Origin of the sequence: Mesorhizobium sp. M0239, from assembly GCF_040321815.1 — a bacterium.
Classification (GTDB): domain Bacteria; phylum Pseudomonadota; class Alphaproteobacteria; order Rhizobiales; family Rhizobiaceae; genus Mesorhizobium.
Window position 1 is genome coordinate 78,240 of the sequence record NZ_JAMYSG010000010.1, and the last position, 25,756, is coordinate 103,995.

The 25,756-nt window shown below is 63.9% G+C and carries 29 protein-coding genes and 1 pseudogene; 6 read left to right on the forward strand and 24 right to left on the reverse strand.

Features of this window, described 5'->3' with window-relative positions; all coding sequences use genetic code 11:
* Positions 1 to 63: 63 nt before the first annotated feature.
* Positions 64 to 1,320 (forward strand): cysteine desulfurase-like protein, encoded by a 1,257-nt coding sequence (locus tag NKI99_RS12545; RefSeq protein ID WP_128304220.1) that lies wholly within the window; start codon positions 64 to 66, stop codon positions 1,318 to 1,320.
* 1 nt (position 1,321) lies between these two features.
* Positions 1,322 to 1,903, forward strand: a complete 582-nt coding sequence (locus NKI99_RS12550) for a cupin domain-containing protein (protein ID WP_352610981.1) — start codon at positions 1,322 to 1,324, stop codon at positions 1,901 to 1,903.
* 86 nt (positions 1,904 to 1,989) lie between these two features.
* Here the strand turns inward: NKI99_RS12550 and NKI99_RS12555 are convergent, their stop codons facing one another.
* The 10 genes and pseudogenes from NKI99_RS12555 to gcvA form a co-directional block, all read right to left on the reverse strand.
* Complete coding sequence (locus NKI99_RS12555; RefSeq protein ID WP_023810711.1) at positions 1,990 to 3,393, reverse strand: MATE family efflux transporter; 1,404 nt, start codon at positions 3,391 to 3,393, stop codon at positions 1,990 to 1,992.
* A 166-nt stretch (positions 3,394 to 3,559) separates the two neighbouring features.
* Positions 3,560 to 5,146, reverse strand: coding sequence for an FGGY-family carbohydrate kinase (locus NKI99_RS12560; protein ID WP_023810709.1), 1,587 nt, complete (start codon positions 5,144 to 5,146; stop codon positions 3,560 to 3,562).
* On the reverse strand, positions 5,143 to 5,826 hold the full coding sequence (locus NKI99_RS12565) for an HAD family hydrolase (protein ID WP_023810708.1): 684 nt from the start codon (positions 5,824 to 5,826) through the stop codon (positions 5,143 to 5,145). Before NKI99_RS12565 ends, NKI99_RS12560 begins: the two co-directional genes overlap by 4 nt.
* A gap of 15 nt (positions 5,827 to 5,841) precedes the next feature.
* Positions 5,842 to 7,320, reverse strand: coding sequence for a mannitol dehydrogenase family protein (locus NKI99_RS12570; protein ID WP_023810707.1), 1,479 nt, complete (start codon positions 7,318 to 7,320; stop codon positions 5,842 to 5,844).
* Between the two features lie 146 nt (positions 7,321 to 7,466).
* Positions 7,467 to 8,237: an L-iditol 2-dehydrogenase gene (locus NKI99_RS12575; protein ID WP_128304237.1), complete on the reverse strand. Its 771-nt coding sequence runs from the start codon at positions 8,235 to 8,237 to the stop codon at positions 7,467 to 7,469.
* Positions 8,238 to 8,239: 2 nt separating this feature from the next.
* Positions 8,240 to 9,238, reverse strand: a complete 999-nt coding sequence (locus NKI99_RS12580; protein ID WP_023810706.1) for an ABC transporter ATP-binding protein — start codon at positions 9,236 to 9,238, stop codon at positions 8,240 to 8,242.
* Between the two features lie 69 nt (positions 9,239 to 9,307).
* Complete coding sequence (locus NKI99_RS12585; RefSeq protein WP_023810705.1) at positions 9,308 to 10,132, reverse strand: carbohydrate ABC transporter permease; 825 nt, start codon at positions 10,130 to 10,132, stop codon at positions 9,308 to 9,310.
* 11 nt (positions 10,133 to 10,143) lie between these two features.
* Entirely contained in the window at positions 10,144 to 11,016 is an 873-nt protein-coding gene (locus NKI99_RS12590) for a carbohydrate ABC transporter permease (protein ID WP_013528414.1), read from the reverse strand.
* Between the two features lie 123 nt (positions 11,017 to 11,139).
* The gene (locus tag NKI99_RS12595) at positions 11,140 to 12,450 is read right to left on the reverse strand and encodes an ABC transporter substrate-binding protein (RefSeq protein ID WP_127297546.1); all 1,311 of its coding nucleotides are present in this window, start codon (positions 12,448 to 12,450) and stop codon (positions 11,140 to 11,142) included.
* Positions 12,451 to 12,673: 223 nt separating this feature from the next.
* Positions 12,674 to 13,578: pseudogene (gene gcvA / locus NKI99_RS12600) on the reverse strand (transcriptional regulator GcvA).
* A gap of 110 nt (positions 13,579 to 13,688) precedes the next feature.
* Between gcvA and NKI99_RS12605 the strand changes: the two are divergent.
* Entirely contained in the window at positions 13,689 to 13,874 is a 186-nt protein-coding gene (locus NKI99_RS12605) for a hypothetical protein (RefSeq protein WP_023810702.1), read from the forward strand.
* Positions 13,875 to 13,911: 37 nt separating this feature from the next.
* Here the strand turns inward: NKI99_RS12605 and NKI99_RS12610 are convergent, their stop codons facing one another.
* Positions 13,912 to 14,871 (reverse strand): sugar-binding transcriptional regulator, encoded by a 960-nt coding sequence (locus tag NKI99_RS12610; RefSeq protein ID WP_023810701.1) that lies wholly within the window; start codon positions 14,869 to 14,871, stop codon positions 13,912 to 13,914.
* Between the two features lie 259 nt (positions 14,872 to 15,130).
* Here NKI99_RS12610 and NKI99_RS12615 point away from each other — a divergent pair, with 259 nt between their 5' ends.
* Complete coding sequence (locus NKI99_RS12615) at positions 15,131 to 15,763, forward strand: HAD family hydrolase (RefSeq protein ID WP_352440557.1); 633 nt, start codon at positions 15,131 to 15,133, stop codon at positions 15,761 to 15,763.
* A gap of 5 nt (positions 15,764 to 15,768) precedes the next feature.
* Here NKI99_RS12615 and NKI99_RS12620 read toward each other — a convergent pair whose 3' ends face one another.
* The 8 genes from NKI99_RS12620 to ureC all read right to left on the reverse strand — a co-directional run bounded on the left by NKI99_RS12620 (position 15,769) and on the right by ureC (position 21,999).
* Positions 15,769 to 16,536, reverse strand: a complete 768-nt coding sequence (locus tag NKI99_RS12620; RefSeq protein ID WP_292338211.1) for a class II aldolase and adducin N-terminal domain-containing protein — start codon at positions 16,534 to 16,536, stop codon at positions 15,769 to 15,771.
* A gap of 82 nt (positions 16,537 to 16,618) precedes the next feature.
* Positions 16,619 to 17,263 (reverse strand): urease accessory protein UreG, encoded by a 645-nt coding sequence (ureG, locus tag NKI99_RS12625; RefSeq protein WP_013528407.1) that lies wholly within the window; start codon positions 17,261 to 17,263, stop codon positions 16,619 to 16,621.
* The gene (locus NKI99_RS12630) at positions 17,260 to 17,700 is read right to left on the reverse strand and encodes a DUF3995 domain-containing protein (RefSeq protein WP_352610982.1); all 441 of its coding nucleotides are present in this window, start codon (positions 17,698 to 17,700) and stop codon (positions 17,260 to 17,262) included. Before NKI99_RS12630 ends, ureG begins: the two co-directional genes overlap by 4 nt.
* On the reverse strand, positions 17,697 to 18,368 hold the full coding sequence (locus NKI99_RS12635) for an urease accessory protein UreF (RefSeq protein ID WP_023810697.1): 672 nt from the start codon (positions 18,366 to 18,368) through the stop codon (positions 17,697 to 17,699). Before NKI99_RS12635 ends, NKI99_RS12630 begins: the two co-directional genes overlap by 4 nt.
* A complete protein-coding gene (gene ureE, locus NKI99_RS12640) occupies positions 18,361 to 18,954 on the reverse strand; it encodes an urease accessory protein UreE (RefSeq protein ID WP_023810696.1) in 594 nt (197 codons plus the stop codon). The genes NKI99_RS12635 and ureE overlap by 8 nt, the downstream gene beginning before the upstream one ends.
* The gene (locus NKI99_RS12645; RefSeq protein WP_023810695.1) at positions 18,951 to 19,556 is read right to left on the reverse strand and encodes a glutathione S-transferase family protein; all 606 of its coding nucleotides are present in this window, start codon (positions 19,554 to 19,556) and stop codon (positions 18,951 to 18,953) included. The genes ureE and NKI99_RS12645 overlap by 4 nt, the downstream gene beginning before the upstream one ends.
* A gap of 44 nt (positions 19,557 to 19,600) precedes the next feature.
* Complete coding sequence (locus tag NKI99_RS12650) at positions 19,601 to 20,194, reverse strand: hypothetical protein (RefSeq protein WP_352610983.1); 594 nt, start codon at positions 20,192 to 20,194, stop codon at positions 19,601 to 19,603.
* A gap of 92 nt (positions 20,195 to 20,286) precedes the next feature.
* Positions 20,287 to 21,999 carry an urease subunit alpha gene (ureC, locus tag NKI99_RS12655; protein ID WP_502896737.1) on the reverse strand — a complete coding sequence of 571 codons (1,713 nt, stop codon included), beginning with the start codon at positions 21,997 to 21,999 and terminating at the stop codon, positions 20,287 to 20,289.
* A gap of 182 nt (positions 22,000 to 22,181) precedes the next feature.
* Here ureC and NKI99_RS12660 point away from each other — a divergent pair, with 182 nt between their 5' ends.
* Both NKI99_RS12660 and NKI99_RS12665 read left to right on the forward strand, forming a co-directional pair.
* Positions 22,182 to 22,565 carry a hypothetical protein gene (locus NKI99_RS12660; protein WP_127289442.1) on the forward strand — a complete coding sequence of 128 codons (384 nt, stop codon included), beginning with the start codon at positions 22,182 to 22,184 and terminating at the stop codon, positions 22,563 to 22,565.
* A 129-nt stretch (positions 22,566 to 22,694) separates the two neighbouring features.
* The gene (locus tag NKI99_RS12665; RefSeq protein ID WP_352610984.1) at positions 22,695 to 23,183 is read left to right on the forward strand and encodes a hypothetical protein; all 489 of its coding nucleotides are present in this window, start codon (positions 22,695 to 22,697) and stop codon (positions 23,181 to 23,183) included.
* Positions 23,184 to 23,203: 20 nt separating this feature from the next.
* Here NKI99_RS12665 and NKI99_RS12670 read toward each other — a convergent pair whose 3' ends face one another.
* The 5 genes from NKI99_RS12670 to NKI99_RS12690 are packed head-to-tail and all read right to left on the reverse strand — an operon-like array spanning position 23,204 to position 25,567.
* Complete coding sequence (locus NKI99_RS12670; protein ID WP_352440554.1) at positions 23,204 to 23,509, reverse strand: urease subunit beta; 306 nt, start codon at positions 23,507 to 23,509, stop codon at positions 23,204 to 23,206.
* A gap of 8 nt (positions 23,510 to 23,517) precedes the next feature.
* Complete coding sequence (locus tag NKI99_RS12675; RefSeq protein ID WP_128304229.1) at positions 23,518 to 24,105, reverse strand: HupE/UreJ family protein; 588 nt, start codon at positions 24,103 to 24,105, stop codon at positions 23,518 to 23,520.
* Between the two features lie 32 nt (positions 24,106 to 24,137).
* Entirely contained in the window at positions 24,138 to 24,392 is a 255-nt protein-coding gene (locus NKI99_RS12680) for a DUF1272 domain-containing protein (RefSeq protein WP_027161066.1), read from the reverse strand.
* A gap of 10 nt (positions 24,393 to 24,402) precedes the next feature.
* Positions 24,403 to 24,705 (reverse strand): urease subunit gamma, encoded by a 303-nt coding sequence (locus tag NKI99_RS12685; protein WP_352610985.1) that lies wholly within the window; start codon positions 24,703 to 24,705, stop codon positions 24,403 to 24,405.
* Positions 24,706 to 24,733: 28 nt separating this feature from the next.
* Complete coding sequence (locus NKI99_RS12690; RefSeq protein WP_502897880.1) at positions 24,734 to 25,567, reverse strand: urease accessory protein UreD; 834 nt, start codon at positions 25,565 to 25,567, stop codon at positions 24,734 to 24,736.
* Positions 25,568 to 25,756: the final 189 nt, after the last annotated feature.

Genomic DNA, 25,756 nt, shown 5'->3' on the forward strand with positions numbered 1-25,756 from the left:
AACCGCAGCTGGCGGCGTCTAGGGGCCGCCACACAACGATCACCAGACACACGGAATTCAGACATGGATATAGACACAGTCCGCGATGCTTTTCCGGCGATGGCGAGAGGTGCCGAGCCGAAGAAGCGGATTTTCTTCGACAATCCCGCGGGAACCCAGATGGCGAGCCGTTCGATCGAGCGCATGACGCGTGCCATGATCGAGACCAACGCCAATCTTGGTGGCTATTTCGAAACCTCACTCGCGGCCCAGGCGATGGTCGACGACGCGCATCAGGCGATGGCCGATTTCTTCAATGCCGCGGACCGGCGTGAGGTGGTGTTCGGCCAGAACATGACGACGCTGACTTTCGCCGTCTCGCGCGCCATCGGCCGCGATCTGAACGCCGGCGACGCCATCGTGTTGACGCGCATGGATCATGACGCCAACGTCGCACCCTGGCTGATGCTGGCGGAGGATCGCGGGCTTGAGGTACGCTGGATCGACCTCGATCCAAAAACGTTCGAACTCGACCTGTCGACGCTGGAGGCCACTATCGACGAGGAGGTCAAGCTGGTCGCCGTCGGCTATGCCAGCAACGTTACCGGCACGATCAACGACGTGAAGCGGATCGCGCAGCGCGCACGCGCGGTCGGGGCGCTGAGCTATATCGACGCGGTGCAGTTCGCGCCGCATGGAGTGATCGACGTCCAGGAGATTGGCTGTGATTTCCTGGTTTGCTCGGCCTACAAATTTTTCGGACCGCATCACGGGGTGTTGTGGGGCCGGTTCGATCTGCTGCAGGCGCTGACCGCCTACAAGGTGCGCGCGGCTTCGAACACGCCACCTGGAAAATTCGAGACGGGGACGACAAGCCGCGAGTCGCTTGCCGGGGTGCTTGGCGCCGTCGAGCACTATGCCTGGCTCGGACAGTCCTTCGGCAACGTCCACCCGCAGGCGACGCGGCGCGAGCGCATCGTCGCCGGCATTGAAGTCGCCGACCGTTATGAGCGTGTCCTGACAGCACGGCTGATTGCCGGATTGTCCAGAATTGATGGCGTCTTGGTCCAGGGTATAACCGATGTGGCGGCGCTGGCGCGCCGGGTGCCTACCGTGTCGATCACCGTTGACGGAACCGATCCCGCCGATATCGCCAAGGCGATGGCAAAGGAAGGCATCTATCTCTGGCATGGCCACAATTACGGTTTGGAGCCAATCAAGCGGCTGGGGCTTGCGGACCGCAACGGCGTCGTCCGCATCGGGCTGGCCCATTATAACACCGAGGCGGAAGTCGATTTTCTGTTGGCGAAGCTGGCGGACTGGATGAAGACGCGGACCTGACATGGGCGACAGAAACGGAACCCCGAGGATCGGCGTCAAGCTGCGCCATGCCAGACAGGTGCTTGGCCTCAGCCTGGAAGAGCTCGGCGCCCGCATCGGGCTGACAGAGGGTTATCTCTCGAAGATCGAAAACGACCGCGCGACGCCCTCGATGGCGGCTCTGCACCGGCTGGTGCAGGCGCTGGGCATCAACATGAACGCTATGTTCGGCACGCTGCAGCACAATGCCTCGGAAGTGTTCGTGTTGCGGCAAAACGAGCGTCCGCACATGGAGACGGGACATCGGCGCTCGGGCAACCATGTCGTGCTCGAGCAATTGGTGCCATCCGGTCCGGAATATCTGCTGCAGATCAATGTCCACGTGATCGAGGCCGGCGGCGGCAGCCTCGAGTTGATCAGCCACAAGGGACAGGAATTCGGCTACGTGCTCGAAGGTTCCGTCGAGTTGCTGGTCGAGACGAACGTGGTGGCGCTCGAGGCAGGCGACGCGTTTTATTTCAACTCCGAACTCGGCCACGGCTACCGCAATATCGGTTCGACCACGGTCCGTATCCTCTGGGTCAACACGCCGCCGACATTCTGACCGCCTCTATCGCGGAGTTGTGAAGGCGTTGTTCAATGAGCCAACGCCCACAGGACAACAGCCGCCGGGCCATCGGCCGTTCTGTTTCAATGCCCGAACGCGAGCGGCGGCGCCAACCGGTCGCGCCGCAGCCAGCGCGCCAGCAGCAGCGCGGCCACCACGGCCAGCCCCGTCGACAGGCCGATCCAGATGCCGACGCCATGCAGGCCGAAATGGAAGGCGAGCAGCACGCCGAGCGGCAGGCCGACGCCCCAATAGCCGATCGCGGCATAGATCATCGGCACCTTGGTGTCATGCAGGCCGCGCAGCATGCCGGCGGCCACCGCCTGGGCGCCGTCGAAGACCTGGAACAGCGCCGCGAAGACCAGGAACGACACGGCAAGTTCGATCACCCTGGCATTGGCCGGATTGCCCAGATCGATGAAGGCGCTGATCAGCGGATGCGGCCACAGGATCATCACCAGCCCCATCAGCGCCATGAACGAGACGCCGATGACAAAGGCGGTCCAGCCGGCGCGCGAGACGCCTTCCGGATTGCCGGCGCCGTGCGCAAGGCCGACGCGCACCGTCACCGCCTGGTTGAGGCCGAGCGGCACCATGAAGGAGATCGAGGCGATCTGGATGGCGATCGCGTGCGCGGCCAGGGAATCCGCGTCGATCAGGCCCATCAGCAGGGCCGCCGCATTGAAGATCGTCACCTCGAAGGCGAGGATGCCGGCAATCGGCAGGCCGAGCCGCAACAGGCCCTTGAAGCGCGGCCAGTCGGCGCGCCAGAAACGGCCGAACAGACGGTAGCGGCGGAACTTCTTCTCCAGCATCACCACGGCAGCCATGCCGATGAACATCAGCGCTGAGGACAGCGAGGTGGCAAGGCCCGACCCGGCAATGCCCATTGCCGGCACGCCGAGATTGCCGAACATGAACACCCAGTTGAAGAAGACGTTGCAGGCGACGGCGACGAAGACGATGACCAGCGCCCAGCCCGGCCGTTCCAGCGCCGAGATGAACGAGCGCAGCACGATATAGAAGTAGAAGGGCAGCACCGCCCATTCGAGCCAGCGCAGATAGATGCCGGCCTGATGGGCCAGAACCGGGTCCTGGCCCATGGCCAATAGAATGCCCTCGCCGTGCCAAAGCACGAGCCAGATCGGGATCGAGATCAGGATCGCCAGCCACAGGCCCTGGCGCACGGTGCGGCGCAGGTCGCGCACCGAATAGCGGCGGCGGCCGAGCTCGGTAGCGATCATCGGCGAGGTCGCCAGCATCAGGCCGAGGCCGAAGATCAGCGGCATGAAATAAAGGTTGGCGCCAAGCGCGCCGCTGGCCAGCGTATCCGGGCCCAGACGACCCATCATCATGACGTCGGTGGCCGTCATCGCGGTCTGGCCGAGATTGGTCAGCACCATCGGCCAGGCGAGCGCCAGCGTCGCCCTGATTTCCTGACGCCAAAGATTTTCCGGCGCGCGAGCGCCGGCTTCGATCGCAGACATTGTTCCGCTCTTTCCACCTACGGCACGTCGGCCAGAGCCGGAAGCCGCATGTCAAACGGCAAAACCTTCGGTTTCGCCGCGTTTGCGTCAGCTTCTGGACGAAACGCGACATGAAGGCAAGAGAGGAGGGACGGGAACGGATTGAGCCAGCGACCGGCCCGATGCTCTAGCGGATCGCGTCCAGCATCCGGCGCTGGCGGTGCATCTCGAGGAAAACCTTGTAGTCGCGCTCGAAACGCCCTGATGATTTCGGGTTCGACGGGCGCGTCCTGCCGCCTTGCTGCATGGCAAGACAGGCGGCGTTGAGGTCGGGAAACAGCCCGGCAGCGGTGGCGGCGATCATGCCGGTACCGAGCAGCACCGCCTCGTCGGCCAGCGGCTCGATCACCGTGCAGCCGGTGGCGTCGGCGTAGAGTTCCATCAGCAGCGGGTTCTTGGTGTGGCCGCCGGTGACGTGCAGCGTGTCGATCAGATAGCCGTTCTCGTTCAGTGCCTCCAGCACGTGGCGCACGCCGAGCGCGATGCCGACGGCGGTGCGCCAATAGAGCTTGCACAGGCTGTCGAAGGAGGAATCCAGCGTCAGCCCGCTGACGACGCCGACGGCATGCGGATCGGCGAGCGGTGAGCGGTTGCCATGAAAGTCGGGCAGCACATGCAGCCTTGCGGCGAGGCTGTCGCCCTCGATGGCGCGCAGCTCGGCGACACGCCTGGCGATCTTCGCATGCATGGCGGCATCCGGCTCGCCGCCGGCGCCGTGCCAGCGGATGATGTGGTCGAGCAGGGCGCCGGTCGCCGACTGGCCGCCTTCCGACAGCCACAGCCTGGGCAGCGCCGCGCCGTAATACGGCCCCCAGACGCCGGCGAAAGGCTGCGGATCCGGTGACATCGCCATGACGCAGCTCGACGTGCCGGCGATCAGCGCCAAATGCCGGCCGATGTCCTGTTCGTCGCCGGCAAAGCCGCCGAGCACGCCAAGCGCGCCGGCATAGGCATCGATGACGCCGGAGCCCACCCGGCATTTCTCGCTCAGCCCAAGCTCGGCCGCCGCTTGCGCCGTCAATCGACCGATATCGGCGCCGACGGGACTGGCCTTTTCCGGCAGGCTGCCGTGCTCGAAAAGATCGCCGAGGCCGACGAGCTCGAAGAAGTCGCGCCGCCAGCCTGTCTCCTCATGCGCCAGATAGGTCCATTTGGCGGTCAGCGTGCATTGCGAGCGGGCCAGCGAACCCGTCGCTTGCCAGGTCAGGAAATCGGTCAGGTCGAATAAATAGCCGGCTTCATTCCACGTGTCCGGCAAATTGCGCTTCAGCCACATCAGTTTCGGCGTCGCCATTTCCGGCGACATGACGCCGCCGATGTAATTCAGCACGGCGTGGCCGCTTGCCGTGCATTCGTCGGCCTCGGCGATGGCGCGGTGGTCGAGCCAGACGACGGTGTCCCAGCGCTTGTCGCCCGTGACCGAGACACTGAGCTGGCTGCCTTGCCGGTCGCGCACCACCAGCGAACAGGTGGCATCGAAGGAGATGCCGACAATGTCCTCAGGCTCGACACCGGCTTTTTCGCGGGCAGCGCGCACGGCGGTGCAGACGGCCGACCAGATATCGCGCGAATCATGCTCGGCGTGATCGGGCTTCGGCTGGTTCATGGCGATCGGCCGCTCGGCGCGGCCGAGCAAGGTGCCACTGGTGTCGAGAATGCCCGCGCGAGCGCTCCCGGTGCCGACATCGACCGCGCAAACGAACTGTTTCGTCAAGATGCTCTGTCTCTCGCTCCCAAGCCTGCAATCAGATCGGGCAATTGCAGCATGTCAGCGAATATAAAGTCCGGTTCACTCGACGCAAGCCGCGCTTTCAAGGCGGGATTGCCGGCATGCGATCCGCCGGTGAAGGCGAGCACGCGCATCCCTGCCGCCCGCGCAGCAGCGATGCCGGCCGGGCTGTCCTCGATGACGAGGCATTTGCGCGGATGGGCCCGCATGCTGGCGGCGGCATGCAGGAACAGATCCGGCGCCGGCTTTCCCTTGGCCACCATGGTGGCACTGAACAGATGCGGCTCCATCAGCCCAAGCAATCCGGTGACGTCGAGCGCGTAGCGGATGCGGTCGAGCGTGCCTGAGGACGCGACACAGTACGGCAGCCCAAGCTTGGGCAGCATCTTCCTGACGCCGGCGATCGGCTTCAGCTCCTCGCGGAATTTGCGCATCAATTCGACGCGCATCTCGGTCAGGTGCAGGTCGGTGATATCGAGCCCGAAGTCGCGGCCGAGGATCTCGCGCACGCTTTTCATGCTCTTGCCGAGGAAATGCTCGTAGGCGGCGTCCTCACTGACGCTGCCGCCGGCAAGTTTGACCATGCCAAGCAGCGCCGAGACGGAGAGCGCCTCGCTGTCGACCAGCACGCCATCACAGTCGAAGATGACCAGCTCAGGCGTCATGATGGAGAATGGCTCTCAGAGCTTGCCGGCGAGGTAGCGCGTCAGCGTCGCGCGCGCGCCATTCGCCCACAGCACGTTGAGCGCATGGGCAAAGGCCTCGACAAACGCCGTCGCGCGGCCGACATCGCCATAGATGTCCTCCATGGCGAGCCAGGCGGCGGGAGCATCCTTTGCCGCCTTTGCCGTCGCTTGCAGCCGGTCCCAGCTCGGATCGTTGGGCTCGATGACGGCACCGCTGTCGGTCGTACCGAAGCAATAGCGGCACCAGAGCGCTGATTCCAGCGCCAGGCCGACGACGCTTTTCCCGGCCTTCAGCCGGTCGGCGATGGTCGGGATGATGAATTTCGGCTGGCGGTTGGAGCCGTCGAGGCAGAGCCGGCGCACCGTGTCGCCGATCTTGGGATTGGAGAAGCGGCTCTCGATGAGCTGGTAATAGTCTTCCAGGACCGTGTCCGGCACCGGCGGCACGGTCGGGATGATTTCGTCCCGTTCGAGCTTGGCCAGAAACCCGCTCACCAGCGGCTCCTGCATCGCCTCATGGACGAAATGGATGTCCATCAGCCCGGCCGGATAAGCGATGGTGGCGTGGCCGCCATTGAGGATGCGGATCTTCATCAATTCGTAGGGCGCAACGTCTTTGACGAACTGCACGCCGACCTTTTCCAGTGGCGGCCGGCCGCCGGTGAAATGGTCCTCCAGCACCCACTGCCGGAACGGCTCGCAGAACACCGGCCAGTTGTCCTCAAGGCCAAAATCCTTGGCGAGAATGCCGCGTTCGCGATCGGTGGTCGCCGGCGTGATGCGATCGACCATGCCGTTCGGAAAGGCGACATGCTCGCTGGCCCAGTTCGCCAGATCCTCGTCGATCAAACGGGCCAGGCCGATGACCCCGTCCGAGGTGACATGGCCGTTGTGGGGGATGTTGTCGCACGACATCACCGTGAACGGCACGGTACCCTCGTCGCGGCGGCGCACCAGCCCGGCAAGGATGATGCCGAACACCGTCTTCGGCGTCGCGCCGGGCTGCGCATCGGCGACGATGTCGGGATGGGTCGGGTTGAACACGCCGGAGGCCGGGTCGATGAAATAGCCGCCTTCGGTGATGGTCAGCGAAACGATCTTGATGGCCGGGTCGGCCAGCTGTTCGATGATGCCGGCCGCATCGCCGGGCATCAGGAAGTCGATCATGGCGCCGGTGACGCGTGCGCTCATATGGCCGCTGTCCTGCTCGACCACGGTGGTCAGCCAATCCTGCTCTTCCAGTTTGCCGCGACCGATCTTTTCACCGTCGAACACGCCGGCGCCGATCAGCGCCCAGTCATGGCCGATGCCCGCATTGAACAAATCGTCGAGATAGACGGCCTGATGCGAGCGGTGAAAATTGCCAACGCCGAAATGCACGATGCCGGCCTTCAATGTTGCGCGGTCATACTTCGGACCGGCGACCTCAGTGGGCAGCTTGGAGAGGTTTGAGGACGAGAGTTTCACGGTCATCTGTTTTACCCTTTGGCCGGATTTCGGCCTTCGTTACGCTCCTCTCCCGGTCGGGGAGAGGATAAGGGGTGGCACTTGCTACGCGCCCGCTGATGTCGGCCTCTGCTCCTCGCGGAGGTACGAGGAGCAGAGGCCGTCCCCCGCCCTCAACTCATCCACTGGCCGCCGTCGACATTGTAGGTCTGGGCGACGACGTATTCGGCGTCGGCGCTGGCGAGAAAAACCGCCATGCCGGTAAGGTCCTGCGCCGTGCCCATGCGGCCATAGGGCACCGCCTCGCCGACCAGTTTCTTCTTCTCGCCCCTCGGCCGGTTTTCATATTTGGCGAACAGCGAATCGACGTGATCCCAGTGCTCGCCGTCGACCACGCCAGGGGCAATCGCGTTGACGTTGATGCGGTGCTTGATGAGGTCGAGCCCCGCCGACTGGGTCAGGGAGATGACGGCGGCCTTGGTGGCGCAGTAGACGCCGACCAGCGCCTCGCCGCGGCGTCCGGCCTGGCTCGCCATGTTGATGATCCTGCCGCCCCGGCCAGCGGCGATCATCGAGCGGGCGGCAGCCTGCAGCATGAACAGCGTGCCGGCGACATTGACGGAAAACAATTTGTCGTAGCTTGCCTTGGTGATCTCGACGATCGGCGCCAGGTCGAACAGGGCGGCGTTGTTGATCAGGATATCCAGGCCACCGGTCTTCGTCTCGACGGCTTTCACCGCCGCTTCGATCGAGGCGAGGTCGGTGACGTCGAGCTTGACCGCATAGGCCTTGCCGCCGATCTCGGCGGCTGTCTTCTGCGCCGCCTCGAGATTGATGTCGGCGATGGCGACGGTTGCGCCTTCGCCGGCATAGGCTTCGGCGAAGGCTCTGCCGATGCCGCGGGCCGAACCCGTGATCAGCGCGGATTTGCCGGCCAGTCTCATGCTCACATCGCCTTTCCGTCGGCGCCGAAGCGGTGCAGCTTGGCCTTGTCCGCTGTCAGATAGATGGTGTCGCCGTGACGGACGGCGAGTTCGCCGTCGGCGCGCACTGTCAGCGGACCGACGCCATCGGACTGGACGTGCAGGAAGGTGTCGGAGCCGAGATGTTCGGCGACGCCGACAGTGGCTTTCCATTCGCCCGCCGTGGTCGAGATCTCCAGATGCTCGGGACGGATGCCGATGGTCTTGGCGCCGTTTTTGGCAGCCGGCGCGCCTTCTATCAGGTTCATCTTCGGCGAGCCGATGAAGCCGGCGACGAACAGGTTCTTCGGCGTCTTGTAGAGCTCCATCGGCGAGCCGACCTGCTCGATGTTGCCGGCGTTCAGCACGACGATCTTGTCGGCCATGGTCATGGCTTCGACCTGATCGTGGGTGACGTAGATCATGGTGGTCTTGAGCTGATGGTGCAACTCGCTGATCTCCAGCCGCATGGTGCCGCGCAGTGCCGCATCGAGGTTGGACAGCGGTTCGTCGAACAGGAAGGCGGTCGGCTGACGCACGATGGCGCGGCCGATGGCGACGCGTTGGCGCTGGCCGCCGGAAAGCTGGCCGGGCCGGCGTTCGAGATAGTTGGTCAAGTTGAGCACGCGCGCCGCGTCTCCCACCTTCTTGTCGATGGTCGCCTTGTCCTCACCGGCCATCTTCAGCGGAAAGCCGATGTTCTTGGCCACCGTCATGTGCGGATAGAGCGCGTAGGACTGGAACACCATGGCCAGCTTGCGCTTGGCCGGTGCCTCGCCGGTGACGTCGCGGCCGTCGATGTTGATGGAGCCGCCGCTGGTGTCCTCGAGCCCGGCGATCAGGCGCAGCAGCGTTGACTTGCCGCAACCCGACGGGCCGACGAAGACGACGAACTCGCCATTCTCGATCACCAGGTCGAGACCGGGGATGATGGACGTCGCTCCGAAGGATTTGGAGACGTTCTTGAGCGTGATGTTTCCCATGATTTCCTCCCCGAGGGGTTATTTCTGCCGATTGCTTCGAACAATTCCGTTATTTCACCGCACCACCAATTATTTGACCGCACCAAATGTCAGGCCGCGCACCAACTGCTTCTGGCTGAACCAGCCCATGATCAGGATCGGCGCGATGGCCAGCGTCGAGGCGGCCGAAAGCTTGGCCCAGAACAGGCCTTGCGGGCTGGAGAACGAGCTGATGAAGGCGGTCAGCGGTGCGGCTTCCGTCGTCGTCAGCCGGATTGTCCAGAACGCCTCGTTCCAGGCCAGGATGATGTTGAGCAGCATCGTCGAGGCGATGCCCGGCACCGCCATCGGCGTCAGCACATAGACGATCTCGTTCCACAGCGAGGCGCCGTCCATGCGTGCCGCTTCCAGGATCTCTCCCGGTATTTCGCGGAAATAAGTGTAGAGCATCCACACCACGATCGGCAGGTTGATCAGCATCAGCATGATCATCAGGCCGATGCGGCTGTCGAGCAGTCCTGTGTCGCGGAAGATCAGGTAGATCGGGAACAGCACCGCGACCGCGGGCATCATCTTGGTGGACAGCATCCACATCAGGATGTCCTTGGTCCGCTTGGTCGGCGAGAAGGCCATCGACCATGCCGCCGGTATGGCGACCAGCAGGGCCAAGATGGTCGAGCCGACCGAGAGCAGCACCGAGTTGAAGAAGAACTTGAAGTAGCCGCTTTGCGCCTGAACCTCGGCATAGCTCTCGAACGTTCCCGACGGGATGATGCTGAAACCCTGGATGGCTTCCTGCTCCGACTTGAACGAGGTGATGATCGTGTAGAGGATCGGGAAGAAGATCAGCAGGGCGACAATCCAGGCGGCAACTGTCGCAATCGTCTTGTGCTGGGTGGTGACTGAGCGTGCCATCGTAGCCTCCCTTACTTGTCCAGGTTCTTGCCGACCGCGCGCATGGCGAAGAAGGCAACGATGTTGGCGAGAATGACGGCGATCACACCGCCGGCGGATGCCTGGCCGATTTTGAACTCCAGCAACGCCTTCTGGTAGACGAGGAAGGGCAGGTTGGTGGAGGCGTATCCCGGGCCGCCATTGGTGGTGACGAGGATCTCGGCATAGACGGAGAGGAGGAAGATCGTCTGGATCAGGATGACGACCGTGATGGCGCGCGACATGTGCGGCAGCGTCAGATAGATGAAACGGCTGATGAAGCCGGCGCCGTCCATCTCGGCAGCTTCCTTCTGCTCACCGTCGAGCGACTGCAACGCGGTCAAGAGAATGAGCGTCGCGAAAGGCAGCCATTGCCAGGCGACGATGATGATGATCGCCAGCATCGGATGCTGCCCGAACCAGTCGATCGGCTGGGCCCCGAAGAAGCGGGCTATATCGGCGAACACCCCGTATTGCGGGTGCATGATCATGTTCTTCCAGACCAGTGCGGCCACCGGCGGCATGACGAAGAACGGTGAGATGACGAGAATGCGCACGATGCCCTGGCCCCACATCGGCTGGTCGATCAGCAGCGCCAGAAGGATGCCGCCGATCACCGTGATCAGGAGCACGCTGACCACCAAGGTGAGCGTGTTGAGGATCGATTGCAGGAAGGCCGGGTTGGAATAGAACAGCGCGTAGTTCGAGAAGCCGACGAAGCCGTCGCGGATCGGATTGAGCGGGTTGTACTGCTGGAAGGAGAACCAGATGGTGATGACCAGCGGCACAATCATCCAGACGAACAGCAGCACCACGGATGGCGCCATCATGAAACGGGCAAGCGAACGGGTCTGCTGAGTAGCCATGACGGTCACCCTTCACTGGTCAGACGGAATTTTCAAAAGGCGTTAAAGGCGGCCGCCCGAACTGGGAATTCGGGCGGCCGTTGCCGGTCAGGAGGCGACCGGCATTCGGCGCCGGGAGGAGCCTTACTTGATGTATCCGCCTTCGGTCATTGCCGCGGTGGCAGCGTCCTGGGCCTGCTTCAGGGCATCGTCGACGCTCGACTGGCCGGCAAGAGCCGCCGAGAAGAGCTGGCCGACAGTGGTGCCAAGACCCTGGAACTCAGGGATGGCGACGAACTGCACGCCGACATAGGGCACCGGCTTGACGGTCGGATGCGTCGGATCGGCGGCGTTGATGGAGTCCAGCGTCATCTTGGCGAACGGAGCCGCCTTCTGGTATTCGGCATTGGCGTAGAGCGAGGAGCGCGTGCCCGGAGGAACGTTGGCCCAGCCTTCCTTCGAAGCGACGAGTTCCGCATAATGCTTGCTGGTCGCCCAGGAGACGAATTTCTGGGCGGCATCGGCCTTCTGCGTGCCGGCGGGGATCGCCAGCGACCATGCCCACAGCCAATTGCCGCGCTTGCCCAGGCCATTGTCGGGTGCCAGCGCATATCCAACCTTGTCAGCGACCTGCGATGCCTTGGGATCGGAGACGAAGGACGCAGCGACGGTGGCGTCGATCCACATGCCGCATTTGCCCTGCTGGAACAGCGCCAGGTTTTCGTTGAAGCCGTTGGAGGACGCACCCTCAGGGCCGTCGGCCTTCATCAGGTCGACATAGAACTGCAGCGTGTTCTTCCATTCCGGCTGATCGAACTGCGGCTTCCAGTTCTCGTCGAACCAGCGCGCCCCGAAGGAGTTCGACATGGCGGTCAGGAAAGCCATGTTCTCGCCCCAGCCGGCCTTGCCGCGCAGGCACACGCCGTTCACGCCATTGGCGCGATCGGTCATCTTGTCGGCGGCCTGCCTGATGAAGTCCCAGGTGGGCGCGTCGGGCATCTTCAGTCCGGCCTTCTCGATCAGGTCCTTGCGGTACATGACGAAGGAGCTTTCGCCGTAGAAGGGCGCGGCATAGAGCTTGCCGTCGACCGAAAGGCCGCCGGCGATGGCCGGGATGATATCCTTGGCGTCGTAGTCGTCGCCGAGCTTGTCGAGCGGCAGCAGCCAGCTCTGCTTGGCCCAGATCGGAACCTCATAGGTGCCGATGGTCATCACGTCGTACTGGCCGCCCTTGGTGGCGATGTCGGTGGTGACGCGCTCGCGCAGCACGTTTTCTTCGAGCGTAACCCAGTTGAGCTGGATGTCGGGGTTCGCCTTGGTGAAGTCCTCGGTCAGCTTTTGCATGCGGACCATATCGCCATTGTTGACGGTGGCGATGGTGATGGATTCGGCATGTGCGGCGAACGCAAGCGTGCTGGCCGACAACAAGCCCAGGGTGAGCGTGCGAAGTTTCATCAAATTCCTCCCTTGAACCAAGATGAGCATTTGCCTTGGCTTTGGGCAATTACTCATTTGGCGTGAATTATGTCAAGCCGGATTCGATGCTGCAGCGCAGCACCCGGGCAAACCGCAGGCCGGGACGAGCGGAAATTGCCAGGGCGAGGATCGTCCCGGCCGCAACAGTGAGGCAACAGCGGATAGATCTGCGAGAACCAGGTGCAGCCCGGAAGCTTGCCGGTCAGCAGGCGATCTCGGCCAGCAGCCAGTCGCGGAAGGCACGGATCTTCGGCACGTTGCGGCGCGCCTCGGGATAGACCAGCCAATAGGCATGGCCGTCGTCGCCAACCAGATCGAAAGGTTGGATCAGGCGCCCGTCCGCGAGTTCCGCCTTGAACAGCGCCCTGGTCAGGATCGCGACGCCATGACCGGCGATCGCCGCATTGGCCTCATAGGCCTGCGCGCCCATGCTGCTGCCGGGCCGCTTGGCAAGATCGTGCGAGTGCACGCCAGCAGCCGAGAACCATTCCGTCCACCAGATGTCGCCGGGATCGAGGATAGGCAGCCGCAAGAGGTCGGCCGGTTCCCTGACGCCGCCGATGGTCGCCGCGAGTTTCGGGCTCAGCATCGGCGTGAAGTCGGCATCGAGCAGCTTGTGCGCTTCCAGGCCCGGCCATTTGCCGCCGCCCGAGCGGATGGCGATATCGGTATCCTCGCGGGCAAAGTCGGTCAGGCGGCTCGACGTTTCGAGCCGCACCGCCAGCGACGGATGGGCGATCTGGAACGACCCCAGCCGGTGCGCGAGCCAGTTCGAGGCGAATGTCAGCACCGTCGTGACGCACAGCAAGCCGTCGGCCCCGCCACGCACCGCGGCATAGGCCTGGCCAAGGATGGCGAAGGCCTCGCTGACCGCAGGTGCCAGGCGCTGCCCGGCCTCGGTTAACACGATCTGCCGCGGCCGGCGTAGGAACAGCGGCGCGCCGACACGCTCCTCCAGCACCTTGATCTGATAGCTGACCGCCGCTTGCGTCATGGCGAGTTCGCCGGCGGCCTTGGTGAAGGAAAGATGCCGCGCCACCGCGTCGAACACCGGATCGCCTGCAGCGGCGGGAGTGGCGAAACCTGTCGCGAGCCGAGGTCCGGCATAAGGCCTCCTTATGGATCATGATCGATGTTCGATTGGCAAAGACCGCCGGCAAGACCGACATTCCCAGTCAACCCGTCATTCGGGTCCAGGATAGCGAAGGTTGACGATCATGACCATGGCGCAGCAAAAATGCACTCCCGCACCGGATCACCGCTGGTTTTCGTGGCTGACGGATGGATTCGGCTGGTTCGCGACCAAAAAACGGGCACATCTCGATATCAGGGACCTGTCGCCGCATCTGCAGCGCGATCTCGGGTTTCTCGATGGCAACGACCCTTTCGGGCGGCACGGCTAGTGCGGTTGGCCTTATCGCAAACCGGTTGTGGGTCCGGTCAGATGCCAGCCAGCAGGGCGGCGGCGGTCCGTTCATCGGTGATGAGGCCGTTGATCAGCCGCCGGTTCGCGGCCGCTAGGATGCCTGGCAGCTTTCGTTCGCCCATGGCCAGTGCGATGACCAGCGATTTCTCGCGTGACGGTAGCGAAGCCGACGACACCCGGTCGTTGGTGATGCCCTCGATCATGCGGCCCTCCCTATCGAACACCCAGCCGACGATCTCCGCGATGCCGCCGGCCTTCTGCAGCGCCTTCAATTCGCTCTCCGAAATGAAGCCGTCTTCGTAGAGCGGCGCCTTGGGGCCGAGATCGCCGATGCCGATGAAGGTGACGTCGGCTTCCGCCGCCAGCGCCAGCGTCGGCTGGATCATCGGCTGGTTGAGCAGCATCTCGCGCTCCTCCGGCGACGAGGCGATGACCGGCAGCGGCATCGGGAAGGAGCGCGCCTTGACCCTGTCGGCCATGGTGAAGATGACGTTGTAGAAGGCGGCCGAGCCGTCCGGCGAGATGTTGCCGGTCAACGACACCACCTTGTGCTGCGGGCATTCCATTGGCGGCAGCTGCTCGATCGCCGCCTTTAGCGTGCGACCGGTGCCGATCGCCATGACGATCGGGGTCGGCGACCGCAGCCGCCGCTCGATCTCGGCGGCAGCCGCCTCGGCGATGCCGATCGTGGTCGAGGACGAATTGGGGTCGCTCGGCACCACCTCGACCAGATCGAGCGCAAAGCGCGATCTCAGCCGTGCCGCCAGATCGAGACAGTTGGCGATCGGATGGTCGACGCGAACCTTGATCAAGCCCTCCGACACCGCCAGCGATACCAGCCGCTGCGCCGTCTGCCGCGAAATGCCGAGCGTCGAAGCGATCTGGTCCTGTGTGTTGCCGGCAACATAATAAAGCCAGCCGGCGCGCGCCGCATCGTCCAGCCTGTTGCTGCCACCATCCTGCCGGCTATTCAAAGTCCTGCCTCCCGAGACCGCCGGTTGTGAGAGCGGCCCATGCCCCACTTTCGCAGGGAACGGCCAACTGCGCAATTGTCAATCTCGGGAGCAATTGCTTGCTGTTCATCGACGTAAGCACGGCCCAGTTTTTCTTCTCCCACGAAGTCTCTGTCGCCAAAGAGACTTGGCCGCGGTCTCGGCAGGCGGCAGGTTCTTGCGCTCCGAAGGTTTATCTCCCGGCTCAAACCCTTTAAGGGATGGCAAAAAGGAGCCTCACATGATGCCGAAAGCGGTTTTCTGGGACATGGACGGCACGCTTGTCGACAGCGAACCGCTGCATGAAGCAGCCCTGATGGCGGCGATGCGCAATGTCGGCCTTGTCCCGCCGGACGATCTGCATGAGCGCGTGCTCGGCGTTGCCGCCTGGCCGGTCTACGAGATGATGCGCGACGAGTTCGGCCTGGACCTGCCTTTCGACGACTGGATCGTGCGCAAATACGAACACTACCTGCCGCTGGTGGAGAGCCTGAAGCCGCGCCCCGGCGCGATCGAGATCTTCAACGAGCTGCGTGCAAGAGGCATCCAGCAGGCCGTGGTCTCGAATTCGGACCGGATGATCGTCGACGCCAATCTGAGCATGGTCGGCCTGATCTACCCCGGCATGAAGACGATCAGCCGCAACGATGTGCGCGAAGGCAAGCCGCATGCCGAGCCGTTCCTGCGCGCCGCGTATCTGGCCGGCGTCGACCCCGCGCACGCCGTGGCGATCGACGACAGCTGGCCGGGCGCCATGGCAGGGCTGGCGGCGGGCATGAAGACGATCTTCTGGCCGGAAACGCCGATGGGCGGACCGCCCGGCGCCGTCGTCATCAACAGCGCCGAGGAATTGCGGGCTGAACTGGGCCTGTAAGGCAATCAGTTCCGGTAGGCCGGTTCCTGCTCGTCGAGGATCGCCTTCAATTCGCTGAGATGGCGTTCGGCCTGGCCGGGATAGTCGTCCATCTCGCTCGCGGCCTTTTCGGCGATCGCATCTGACAGCGTGCGCAGCGGGCGGCCGGTCCAAAGCGCCTTGATGTAGGTCTCGGCGGCGCGTTCGAAATAGAACATGCGGTTGAAGGCATCGGCGACCGTATCGCCGATGACCAGCACGCCGTGATTGCCCATCACCATCACCTTGACCTTGGGATCGACGAGAAGCTGCGAGCAGCGCTCGCCCTCCTCCTCGAAGGCCAGCCCGCCATAATGCGCGTCCACGACATGGCGATTGAAGAACATCGCCGAATTCTGGTCGATCGGCGGCAATGTCGAGTCAGCGAGCGATGCCAGCACCGTGGCGTGGATCGAGTGCACATGCATGACACAGCGCGCGTGACGCACATTGCGATGGATGGCGCCATGCAGCCCCCACGCCGTCGGGTCGGGCGCATTGGGGCCGGAGAGCGTTTCTGGATCGTTGGCATCGATCATCAGAAGGTCGCTCGCCTTGATGCGCGAGAAATGCACCTGGTTGGGGTTCATCAGGAATTGTGTGCCGCCATCATTGACGGCCAGCGAGAAATGATTGGCCACAGCCTCGTGCATGTTGAGCCGCGCCGTCCAGCGGAAGGCGCAGGCGAGATCGACGCGCTCCTCATAGTAGGGCAGGTTGGTCAGCGTTTCCTTTTGCAGACGGGCAAGGCTCATCGAAAAATCCTCCGGTTTCGGCAAGAATGCCGTGGCCAGTCGATCCCCGCAACCGGTTTTGGTTGGTGCAGGGATAGCTGTCTCACGCCGCCGTGCTGGCAGCGGCAGCGCCGGCTCGCAGGCCGCCATGCTCGATGATGAAATCGATCACCTCCTGCAGCCCCTTGCCGCGCGACAGGTCGGTGAAGCCGAACGGCCGCTTGCCGCGCATGCGGCCGGCGTCGCTCTCCATGACATCGAGGTTGACGTTCACGTAAGGAGCAAGGTCGCTCTTGTTGATCACCAGGAAATCGGAGCGGGTGATTGCCGGCCCGCCCTTGCGCGGGATCTCCTCGCCCTGGCAAACCGAGATGACATAGAGCGTCAGGTCGGCGAGATCGGGCGAGAAGGTGGCGGCGAGGTTGTCGCCGCCGGATTCGATGAAGACGATGTCGAGATCCGGGAATTTCCTGTTCATCTGCGCGATCGCCTGCAGATTGATCGACGCGTCCTCGCGGATGGCGGTGTGCGGGCAGCCGCCGGTCTCGACACCCATGATGCGGTCCTCGGGCAGCGCCTGCAGCCGCGCCAGCATCATGGCGTCTTCCTTGGTGTAGATGTCGTTGGTGACGACGGCGATGGAAAACTCGTCGCGCAGCGCCTTGCACAGTTTTTCGGTCAGCGTCGTCTTGCCCGAACCGACCGGGCCGCCAATGCCGACGCGCAGCGGACCATTTGTCTGTGTCATGTCGGAAACTCCGTGATGGCGAGGATGGCAAAGCCGAGCCCGATCAACAGGCACAGCGGCGAATAATAGCGGACATCGAGCCGCGCGAAAGGCTGTTCCGGCGTCAGCCGCCGCCACCACGGCGTGAAGCCGGCTATGCCGCGTCCCAGGAACACCAGACCGATGAGCAGCGAGGTGGCGGCGAGCCCCTCCTGGGGGAAGGGCGAGGCAAAGACGCCTATGAGCGCAAGCGGCCACAGCCTCGCCAGGCACAGGCACGCGGCGACGGCGAAACTGGCGAACGGCGTCGGCATCTCATCGACGCCGCGAAAGCCGACGACGGCGTGAGCGCAGGAGGCCGCATCCTGGCCCGGCCAGATGCCGCCAAGGCCCCAATAGGCGTGCAGCGCGGTAATCAGGAGTAGAACGGTCGAAAGCGAGAAGGCGAGAAGGATCATGAACGGAACAATCGCGAATACTGGGTTTCGTGCTTCATCGCCATGACATCGGAAACGAAGGCGCAGCCACCGAGATCGTCGAGTGTCGAGCGCGCGGCGCGGGTCGCGGTCGCCAGGGCCAGTGGCTCGAAGCCGGCCAACAGAGCTGTGGCTTTGCTCTGGCCGACGATGCCAAGCCGGATCGCTGCCTGCACGAGGTTGGAGAAGAAGGTTTGCAGGAAGGCCGACAGCGCGTCCTGAAGCCCGATGCCGTTGCCGCCGGCAATGGCGCCGACGGCGACGCAATAGGCGCATTCAGCCGGCAAGCGCTCCAGCACTGGATTTGGCCAGGCCGCCGCCGCTTTGAGGAAGGCCGCACCCTGCAGCATGGTTTCGGTGTGGCGTTCGCGCGAGCCGGCCAGCGCCTCCGCGAGTGCCGCTACTTCATCGAGATCGCCTGCGTTGCGCGCGCGGCGCCAACTCTCGGCGAACAGCACGGCATCGTTCCAGCCGGAGCCCATCTCGACCAGCGTTTCCAGCCAGCAGGCGAGGCTGTCGGCATCGGCAATCAGCCCGTCATGCACCGCGCGCTCGAGACCATGGCTGTAGGAAAAGCCGCCGACCGGAAAGGCAGGCGACAGCCACGCCATCAGCCGCAGCAGGGCGATGTTCGAAGGCTGGTCAGTCATGATCGTGGCGATGGCCGGCATGACTGTGCGAATGGGAATGCGCTTCGCCATGAGAATGGCTGTGCGCTTCCGCGTGGCTGTGCGCATGCGCATGGCCGTGATCATGGCTTTGCCCATCATGGCCGGAATAGGCACCGCGCACCGGTTTGAACGGTTCGGACACGTCGGTCACGGTGGCGCCCAGCCCCTCCAGCATCGCCTTGATGACATGGTCGCGCAGGATGAGGATGCGCCCGGCCTCGATGCTCGCCGCGAGATGGCGATTGCCGATGTGCCAGGCGAGCTCGGCCAGATGCACGCCGTCGCGGGCGCGGATGTCGTAGACCTCTTCCGGCGCCGCGATGATCTCGATATGGCCGCCATCCTCCAGCACCAGACGGTCGCCATCGTTCAAGGCGACGGGCTCGGGCAGGTCGACCAGCACCTTGCTGCCGTCGGCAAGCTCGATGGCGCGGCGGCGCAGATGGCGTTCGTCATGGGCGAGAATGGCCCGGCCGGACGGTAGGGTGGTTCCGGCATTGCCGGCGGACAGCACGGAGACGGCGCGCGGGAATTTGGTGAAGTCGGTGTTGAGGTTGAGCTTCATTTCATGGATCCTCCATTTGCTTGTGCCCGCACACGCGCAGGCCGCGCCAGCACGCGGTCGAAATAGGCGTTGACGCGTTCGGACTCGATCTCAAACCGGCCGGCACGCGCCCAGCCGCCCATGTCGCCGAGCAGCACGTCGACGGCGGAAAACCGAGCGCCCAGCGCAAACGGTTTGTCGCCCAGCCGCCGCTCCAGCGCCTTCAGCTCCGAGGCAAAATCGTAAGCCGCCGCAGGACCGACATCGACGCGTACGTCCTTCGGCAGCAGGAAGCGATGGCGCAATTTGTTCCACAGCGGCGCTTCAAGCTCGCTCTGCGCAAAATGCATCCAGGAATCCATTTCGGCGCGACCGGCTAGGCCTGGGTTGGCGCTCATGCCCATGTCCGCGTGCTTGTCGGCGAGATAGACGCAAATCGCCGCCGAATCCGTCACCGTCAGTTCGCCATCGATGAGGATCGGCACCTTGCCCGATGGGTTGAGCGCATAGGCTTCCGGTGAGCGCAGCCTGACCTCGACGAATTCATAAGGCTGCCCGAGCTCCTCGAGCATCCAGAGAACGCGGCTGACCCGGGATCCGCGCGATCCAACGGCCTTGTACATGTCGAACCCTGCCTTTCCCCAACAAGCTAGACCATCGCGTTCGTTCAGACGATGGTGTCGAAGAGCCGCAGGATGAACGATATCTGATAGATGAGCGCCGCCGTCACGAAGGCGATATGGAAGCGGCGGTCGCGCACCAGGATCGCAATGATGCAAAGCGCGACGAAGACCGGCGTGCGGAACAGGTACTCGCTGCCGAAGCGGGCGAAATGCTCCGGCCCCTTCAGCAGCGTGTCGACCACGTCGAGCATATAGGTCGCCGCCAGCAGGCCGAAGAACCACGCCCGGCGCGAATAGAAGAAATCCTCGTAGCTGGTGTATTCCAGCATCGAATCGGGAAACAAAAGCGCGCACAGCAGGAACAGCGTGATCGCGTAGAAGATGATGAACAGATACTTGCCGAAGGTCCAGGTTTCGATGGCGTAGAGGCCGAACTCCCACCACCAGAAATGCACCAGCATCAGGAGCACCGAGACGACCCAGGCCAGATGCACGGGATAGAGCTTGTATTGGCCGGGATGCTGGACGATCCGCGCCACCCCCGACAGCAGGCGGGCGACGCCAAGCCCGATCACCATGCCCATGACGATGCGGATATGCGGGAAGATGTCGTGGGCGGAAGCGATTTCGGTGGCCATGCTCGATCACAATGCAACTGGTGGTCGGCCGCATATTGCTGCCTCCCACCAAGGGCTGCAACGGATAAGGCTCGCCCGGTCGAATCGCCGCTTCAAAACAGAAAATACCTCTGCGCCATCGGCAGCACCGTCGCCGGTTCGCAGGTGAGCAATTCACCGTCGGCACGGACCTCGTAGGTTTCCGGGTCGACTTCGACATGCGGCGTGGCGTCGTTGAGCACCATCGAATGCTTGCCGATGCCGCCGCGGGTGTTTTCAACGGCGACGAACTGCTTGTCGACGCCAAGCCTGCCGTGCAGGCCTGATTCGAGCGCGGCTTTCGAAACAAAGGTCACCGACGAGTTGGTCCTTGCCTTGCCATAGGCGCCGAACATGGGCCGGTAGTGCATCGGCTGCGGCGTCGGGATCGAGGCGTTGGGGTCGCCCATCGGGGCGGCGGCGATCATGCCGCCGATCAGCACCATGTCCGGCTTGACGCCGAAGAAGGCCGGGTTCCACAGCACCAGGTCGGCGCGTTTGCCCGCCGCGATCGAGCCGATGTCTTTCGACAGTCCATGCGCGATGGCCGGGTTGATCGTGTATTTGGCGATGTAGCGGCGGACGCGGAAATTGTCGTTGTTGCCGGTCTCCTGCGGCAGCGAGCCGCGCTGGCGCTTCATCTTGTCGGCGGTCTGCCAGGTACGGATCGCCACTTCGCCGACGCGGCCCATGGCTTGGCTGTCCGATGAGATGATCGAGAAGGCACCGATGTCGTGCAAAATGTCTTCCGCCGCGATGGTTTCCTTGCGGATGCGGCTTTCGGCAAAGGCGATGTCTTCGGGGATCGACGGCGACAAATGATGGCAGACCATCAGCATGTCGAGATGCTCGGCCAGCGTGTTGACCGTGTAGGGCCGCGTCGGGTTGGTCGAGGACGGGATGACGTTGGGCAGGCCGCAGACCTTGATGATGTCGGGCGCGTGGCCGCCGCCGGCGCCCTCGGTGTGGAAGGCGTGGATGGTGCGGCCCTTGATAGCCGCGACGGTGTTCTCGACAAAGCCGGATTCGTTCAGCGTGTCGGTGTGGATCATCACCTGCACGTCATAGTCGTCGGCGACCGACAGGCAGCAGTCTATCGCCGCCGGCGTCGTGCCCCAGTCCTCGTGCAGCTTCAGCGAGCAGGCGCCGCCCAGCACCATTTCCTCGAGGGCTGCGGGCAGCGAGGCATTGCCCTTGCCCGACAGGCCGATGTTCATCGGGAAGGCATCGAAGGACTGGATCATGCGGGCCATGTGCCATGGCCCCGGCGTACAGGTGGTGGCCAGCGTGCCGTGCGCCGGACCGGTGCCGCCGCCGAGCATAGTGGTGATGCCTGACATCAGCGCCTCTTCGATCTGCTGCGGGCAGATGAAGTGGATATGCGCATCGAAGCCGCCCGCGGTCAGGATCTTGCCCTCGCCGGCGATGATCTCGGTGCCGGGACCAATGATGATGGTGACGCCATCCTGCGTGTCCGGATTGCCGGCCTTGCCGATGGCCGTGATGCGCCCGTCCCTGAGGCCGACGTCGGCCTTGAAGATGCCTGCGCTAGCATCGATCACCAGCGCGTTGGTGATGACGGTATCGACGGCGCCTTGCGCCCTGGAAACCTGGCTCTGGCCCATGCCGTCGCGGATCACCTTGCCGCCGCCGAATTTCACCTCTTCGCCATGGATGGTGAGATCCTTCTCGACCTCGATGAACAGTTCGGTGTCGGCAAGGCGCACTCTGTCGCCGACCGTCGGGCCATACATCTGCGCATAGGCGGCGCGGGTAATTCTGGCCATCAGCGATTGCTCCTGAAATGCGGTTTGCCGAAATGCGGTGGGATTGAAGCGCCGCTGCACACTGCTGCCATCCTATGGTCACGCAATGACCCGCTGGGCGACACCTTCTGATCCCATTTGGCGGTTGAGGTTAGGGGGTCACCCCAGACCGGCCGTTTGCCAATCGATGGAAAGGAAAATCCATGCGCAAAACAATAATTCTTGCCGCCGCTGCCAGCCTGATGCTGGCGGGCGCCGCCAGTGCCCAGCAGCAACCCGCGCCACAGCCCGCTCCGGCGCCGGCAACGCCTGCTCCAGCCACGCCCCAGGCTCAGCCGGCGGTGCCGACGATCCAGAGCGTCAACATCGTCGACATCACCGAGTTGCCGAAGGACACCCAGACGCAGGTCAACCAGGTGATCGCCCAGCGTGGCGATGACGGCCTGAAGAAACTGCGCAGCTCGATCGACGCCACGCCCAAGGTGAAGTCGGCGCTGGAAGCCAAGGGGCTCAGTTCGGCGCAAGTCGTCGCCGCCAGCATGGAACCCAATGGCGCACTGACCCTGATCACCAAGAAGGCGAGCTGACGAGACGGCACGGCGGGCCGGCATCCGGCCTGCCGGCCGCATCGGGAAAGGAACCTTCGCCGGGCGGGATTCGTTTTGTTCTTTTCGCGCTAACCCGCGCCCCGAAACGACTTCTCTCAGGAGCGAGCGATGGCGATCACTTCTTTCTTGACCAGAATGCAGGCAGTCGCCGCCACGGCGTTCTTGGCGGCGGCAGGGTCTGTTGCCGGATTGAAAGCGCAAGGGCTGGAAAGCACGGAGACCGTCAACCGCATCGTCGGCTCGCAGGTCAAGCAGGAAGAGGCCAAGGCCACCGCCGAAGCCCGCAGCGTCAACACGGCGATCGACCGCACGCGTGAAAACATCGGTACGGTGCGCAAGACGTCCAAGCTCGACAAGGTCGACATCGTGTTCCTCACCGACGCCGCGCGCAGCGAAGGCGGCCCGCCGCCGGAGATCGAAAGCAAGGTCAAGCAGCATCAAGACGACATCACGGAGCTGCGCAAGGAGATCGAGGCCAACGCGCTGCTGTTCAACGCCATCGAATCGCGGCGCGTGCAGGCGCAGGATGTCCTCGCCGTCGAATTCGACAATCCCGGAAAGATCGTCATCTACGCCGCGGCCAAGCCATCGAACTGAGCTGAGCGCGCCGGGAGATCTCACAGCTTGCCCATCACCTTCTGCTGAAATCCGTAGACCTCGCGCTTGCCGCCGAGCGGCACCAGCGTGACGTCGCGCTCCTGGCCCGGCTCGAAACGCATGGCCGTGCCCGCGGCAATGTCGAGACGCATGCCCCTGGCACGCTCGCGGTCGAATTTCAGCCCCTCATTGGTCTCGAAGAAATGGTAGTGGCTGCCGACCTGGATCGGCCGGTCGCCGCTGTTGGCGACTTTCAGGGTGACGGTCGGCAGGCCCTTGTTGAGCTCGATGTCGCCGTCCACCGTGATGATCTCACCGGGGATCATGGTCACCCTCACACGATGCCGAAGGCGAGGCCGATGCCGATCGCCGCGCAGGCGGCACCGGCAGTACGGGCCAAGCCGCGGAACCGGATGCCGAGACCGAGACCGGCGGCGATGCCGGTGGCATGCAGCAACAGCGTGGCGATGGCAAAGCCGGCCATGTATTCAAGCCCGCCGGCATTCTCCGGCACCTCGGTGCCATGCGCGTGGCCGTGGAACAGCGCGAACAGGCCGATGATGGCGACGCCGGCCGAGACCGGCAGATCGACCGCCAGCGCCACCAGCAGCCCGAGCGCCACGATTGAGGCCAGTATGCCGGGTTCGACGAAGGGCAGCGGCATATGCAAAATGCCCAGCGCGCCGCCGACCAGCATGACACCGACAAAGGCCGCCGGCCAGGCAAGAACCGCCTTGCCGCCCTTGATCGCTGCCCACAGTCCGACCGCGATCATCACCGTCATGTGATCGAGCCCGGAAAGCGGGTGCATGAAGCCGGCCGTGAAGGAGGAGGCCGTGCCGATGCCGACATGGGCATAGGCCGGCATGGCAGCGGCCAGCAGCAGGATCGCCGACAGGGAGAGGCGTTTGGCAGGGATCATTCTATTGCCTTTCGTTTTGCTCGGTCTGGTGTTTACGCCGCCTTGCGGGGGCCGCAGCCTTCGGCCTTGAGAACGCGTTTACTCGACGCCGGGTATTTCTTCAGCATCGCTGCCGGGCGGATCGGCCGCGCCGAAAAACCACCGCCGCAATTGGGGCAGATGCCGCCCAACACCTGTTCCACGCATCCGGCGCAAAAGGTGCACTCGAAGGTGCAGATCAGCGCATCCGTCGCCTCGGGCGGCAGGTCCTTGTCGCAGCATTCGCAGTTGGGACGCAGCTCCAGCATCCTGTCCTCCTCAACGGATCGGTTCGTGCACGGTCACCAGCTTGGTGCCGTCGGGAAAAGTCGCCTCGACCTGCACGTCATGGATCATCTCGGCGATGCCTTCCATGACTTGCGCGCGGCTGACGACATGAGCGCCGGCTTCCATCAGTTCGGCGACCGGACGGCCGTCGCGGGCGCCTTCGACGACGAAGTCGGTGATCAGCGCGATCGCTTCCGGCTGGTTGAGCTTGACGCCGCGTTCGAGCCGCTTGCGCGCCACGATCGCCGCCATGGCGATCAGCAGCTTGTCCTTTTCCCTCGGCGTCAGGTTCATGCGTTTCCCTGGATTGGTAGAGACAGGCCTATAGTGACCATAATTTGGGCAGCCCCGCCCTTCCGTTGAGCAATTCGACGAGTGGAACCAGCCGCTGGCGCAGCCGGTAGCCGTCCCCGGCGTAGAGCCTCGCAAGAAGCTTGCCAGATTTCTTCACGCACCAGGCGCTGGCGCTGCCTTGGTCGCCGACGATCTCCAGAACCTGGTCGAGCAGGGCCTCGGCGCGCGGCGACACCAGAAGCAGCGTCGCCACCGCGATCGCGCCGCCGGCAACGGCCGGGCGGTCGAGCCTGGCGGCGATATCGGGTCCGATGCGGAAATCCTCGGCATGAATGAGGGCGCCATCCTGGCGCACGCGCCAGCGGTCATGGAAGTTGCCCTGCGTGGCGCGCTCGCCCATAGCCAGGCGACCGAAGACGGCGGCTTCCAGCACCAGCGCCTCGGCGCCGACGGCAAGCTCGACGTCGAGCGTGCGGGCAAAGGCCGCCCGGTCGAAGACGATGGTTTCCTGCGGCAGCCAGGCGATGCGGCCGTTTTCCCCGACCGACAAATTGACCCGCACTTCGGCACGGTCGGATGCCGCCCGGTAGATCTTCTCGCAGGCCTGCGTGGTGATCGATGCCGAAGCGGCCGCGCCGACATCCACGTCCCAGGCGATACGGTCGCCGCCGGTCATCCCGCCGGCGGTGTTGATCAGCACCGCTTCGAGCGGATCGGCCGAGACGGCCGGCATTCTTATCTTGGCGGCGCCGTCCTGATAGAGGCGCCGCAGGCGCGTGCGGCCCTCACGGAGCGCGCAGGAAAGCCGCGCGACGCCCGCAACGCGCTGCGTCGAAATCCCGCCATGTTCGCCCATATCCATGCCTGCACGTTAAGCACTCCGGCGGCTTTGTCGATATGGAGTTCGATATAGCTTGTTGCTTGACAACGTTTCGGTTTCTATAGAGGGAACCACCTTGGTACGGTCATGCTGCGCTTGGCGGGGGTATTAAACGACGACGGCGGCTTGATACCAGGAGAAAAAGGGGCGCTGCTCAGTTGGCGTCGGGAA